The sequence below is a fragment of the Wenzhouxiangella limi genome, assembly GCF_010499265.1.
Lineage (GTDB): Bacteria > Pseudomonadota > Gammaproteobacteria > Xanthomonadales > Wenzhouxiangellaceae > Wenzhouxiangella > Wenzhouxiangella limi.
In genome coordinates this window covers 1-1,707 of sequence record NZ_JAAGSC010000024.1, presented here as the reverse complement: position 1 = coordinate 1,707, position 1,707 = coordinate 1, and the positions used below count along the sequence as shown (strand labels likewise).

Genomic DNA, 1,707 nt, shown 5'->3' with positions numbered 1-1,707 from the left:
CGCGCCCAGGTTGGCTGACGTGGCATCCTGAAAGGCAAGACCGCCACTTTGGGTGGCAATGGAATCCAGAACATTCGGGTCAGCATTGCCAAAGCCGATGGTAAAGACCGGTGTGCCAGCGGCGATGGCCGCATCAATGGCCTGTGCTTTGCTGCGTGAACTTCTGTTATCACGACCGTCGGTGAACAGCACGATCGCTTTACGTCCAGTAGCGGTTTGGCTGTAGGCTGCCGCATCGGCAACCGCATCGTAGATCGCGGTTGACCCCTGGAGCGTGATCGAATTGACCGCACCGCTTGCCAGGGCTTTATCCGTGGTGAAGTCTTGCAGCCGATCGATGTTGCCGTTGAACTGCCATATCGCCACTTCATCGTCGTTGGCCAGCAAACCGATGAAATCGTTGGCTGCCGATTGCATATTCATCAAGTCAGCGTTTGACAGGCTGGTGCTGCGGTCGATGACAATACTGACCGCCAAACGGGAACTGCTGCCGGTACTGACTGTGCTCAAGCTGAAGGGCAAACTCTGGCCATCTTCGGCCAGAGTGAAGTTGCTGCCCGTCAGGCCACCGAGCGACTGACCAAACTGATCGGTCACCGTGACCAGCGCGCTCATATCCGGACAACTGCTGGCATCAATCTGGTTGATCACCAGGTTCAAGGCAGACAGCTTTTCAATTTCAACGGTCGCTGTGGAGGTGTCATTGCTCGGGTTCGGGTCTGGTGTTATTGCGCTCACACTGACCGTATTGTCGATCGCACCGGCCGGTGCCGTATCAGACACTTCAACTTCCAGGGTGAAACTGGCAACCGCTCCGGGCGTCAGATCGCCCACGCTACATTCAACAACGCTTAGGCCAGTACAGTCAGCACTTGCGCTCAACAACGCCAGGTCACCAGGCAGCGTATCGGTGAGGACGACGCCTTGGGCAGTATTGGGGCCATTGTTGCTGACGGTGAGCGTATAGCTGAACTGCTCTCCAGGCGCAGCCGTGGCCACTGAGGCAACCTTGGACACCACCAGGTCAGAGCGGCTCGGCTCCAGTGTGCTCGGCCCACACAGTCCAGTCGATACGCCGTCTTTGGAGTAGGTGCCAGAGAACACCCCAGTGCCCGACGCGTTCGCCGGCGGTGTCAAGTCGTATTGGAGCGTGCGGCTGTTTGCATCAAAGTAAGGCCCAAACTTCACCGTACCTGTCCCACTGTCGAAAACGCCGCCTTGAACATTGCTGACCGCCCAGCTCGACGGCGGCTGGTCTTCAATCGCATACGAGCCCGTCCCCGTCTCAGGCTGGGTCTGGATCGTCACGGTCAGCGGCAGACCCGGTATGTAGCCCTCAGGCAAGACACGCTGGGCTTCGCATCCAATCACGCTCGTTCCATCAAACGTGATCGTAAGCAAACCCTGGGCCTGACGGTCCAGCAGAGACTGCGGGATCGTGCCCGTCAGGCTCGGGTTCTGGGCCAGGCCCAGAAACTCAAGGTTTGTATCCAGGTTGCCCAGCTCCATCGGAACTGGGCCCGATAAATTATTGCGCTCAAGATCGATCTGAGTCGCATTGGTCAGCTCGCCCAGTTCAGGTGGAATCGGGCCGCCTAGCTGATTGTTAGAAAGCCAGAGCCATTGCAAATTGGTCAGCTGCGATAGTTCGGCTGGAATTGGGCCGGTCAACTGATTGTCTTCCAACCAAAGCCTTTGCAGATTGGT

Annotated in this window: 1 protein-coding gene; it reads right to left on the bottom strand. The window is 57.6% G+C overall.

The annotated features are described in order from the left end of the window. The coding region (locus G3I74_RS01250) for a VWA domain-containing protein (protein WP_164209376.1) at positions 1 to 1,707 on the bottom strand (1,707 nt) is incomplete at both ends.